Consider the following 1,996-nt stretch of genomic DNA (forward strand, 5'->3'; position numbering starts at 1 on the left):
AACGTATCCTGATTTCCATCTGCGGAAAGTACATCAATGAGTTCTGCCGCATTGCGCCGGAACGCTTGCTCATCAAAGGGAGCAGCAGCCAAATTCTGGACTATGTTGTTCAACCGAACTCTATCGGGATGCCTCAGCCTGAGAATGGGTTGTTGATTGATCGTCGCGGTCGATGTCAATGACGTATCAGAGCCGGCCCCGCCCGTCCTTGGTTCTTTTTTCACGACCCATTGATCGCCCACGCGCTCGACCGGGTATCTAGTGAGGCTGTCAAATTCTTTTCTAATGAAGAATCGGGCCTCGTGGGTGAGAACGTCTTGCTGTCTGTCCAACCGGAACAAGCGTTTGCCGATCAGGATGTACCGGTACGGCCCGTCGGCATACATATCATCGGCCTTGATGTATTTCAGGTCCTTGAGTCGATTGCTCGGGATCTCAATTTCTTTCAGGAGCTCCAAAGACGGGCCCGCGCCGCCGACGCCGGTGTTATGACGCGCGACGCCGAACGGGACTTTGTTCGCATGGCCGGTTTCCCGGAGGAGATGTATGCCTTTCGGAAGGCGGGCGAGAATCTTGCGCGGATTCGCTAGTCGGCCGAGTGCCCTGAGACCCTTGGCAAGTTTTCCGAACGGAACGACATCGACTAGATCAAACGCGAGTCCGATTCCGGCACTGATTTTCTTCTGCAACGATTCCTGATGCAGTTCATCATTCGTGACGGAGAAGGTATCGGCGTTCTCGAGTTTCGTGGAGACTGCGGCCGAGTACAGCGGAGCGGTAAAATCGCCTTTGAGGGCATTTGTATTCAAACTCGTCCAACTAGAGCCTGATTTCTCATTGGCTTCGGTGTATTGCTCGATACCAGCTTGGCGGGTCATGGTCTTGCCGCCCACCGACACATTGCCTAGCGAGACACGACCCTTAAAATACGCGATCCATTCCGGCTGTTTGAACATGGGGTCCTTCTTCATGTCCTCGCGGCTGCGATAGGTACGAAACGTCTTGCCGTCCGGGCCGTCGGGCGTATAGAGCACAACCGTGGCCAATCCCTTGTCGGCTGCGCCGATCACGAGCATGCCGTTCACCGGATAGGTGGCGCGAACGGTGTTTTGAGGCTGGCCTTTCTCCCAGATATCGACGGTGAATTCCTCCGTCTGGATCTCGTGCCTATTCACCTTCTCCCGTTTTTGGGAGTCGGGACTCTTGAGCACCGCCTGCACCATGCGGGAAGGGGTTTTGTCGTCATAGAGCGCATCGATTTCCCCGCTCATCCTGGCTTCCTGGGCGTCCACCTGCATTCTTGCCAGGTAGGCCGCCTTCCAGGTCGATTGCAGCTTCTGTCCGTTGGCGCCCAGATATTTGTCGGTCAGCAGTTCCTTATAACCCTTGCCGATATCCAGCTTCCCGGCGAGTGCATTCAGTGCATTCTTGTCGAGCGTAACCGCCTTGCCACTCGTGTCCGTGATCGCGTTGCCATCCGTGTCGCTCAACGTCGCGGTGACGCTGACCTTGTTCTCTCTGAAGAGCTTGGCAAAATCCGAGCCCGATACGAGGATATCGAGCAGCGTGCCCGAAAACCCCGTGTCATCGTCCGGTGGATTCTGGGCAAGCCTTCTTTCCAGCACCACGTACTCGGTGAGCGTGACCGAGATCGTCTTATACTGGGGTTGCGGATTCGGGTTGAGCCGCGTTGGCCCTTCGGGCGGTTGATAATATCCGATGGTAACGGCGCTCTTGTCCGGATCGATGCCAGGATACTTTGCTTGCAGTTCCTCACGAATTTTACCGACGGCAAACTCTTCCAGGGTGGGAATACCCGATTCGAGTTCCTCGAAGTTGTTCTCGAGTTGGTCGGCTGCCTCCTGGTAGGTTCCGAGTGCTGCTCTATCCTGCGACGAGCCTTTCTTCCACCATTCAGGCCGATTCTCTTCGATCAGACGGAGGTCACGCTCCTTGAGTGGACCGTCGGCGTCGAACGACTCGCGCAAGTCATCCG

General features: G+C 55.9%; 1 protein-coding gene. It reads right to left on the minus strand.

Features of this window, described 5'->3' with window-relative positions; genetic code table 11:
* Positions 1 to 1,996 (minus strand): dermonecrotic toxin domain-containing protein (locus tag BT264_RS39500; protein ID WP_177318461.1); only part of this gene is annotated, 1,996 nt, incomplete at both ends.

The organism is Burkholderia sp. NFPP32 (genome assembly GCF_900119325.1).
GTDB lineage: Bacteria > Pseudomonadota > Gammaproteobacteria > Burkholderiales > Burkholderiaceae > Burkholderia > Burkholderia pyrrocinia_C.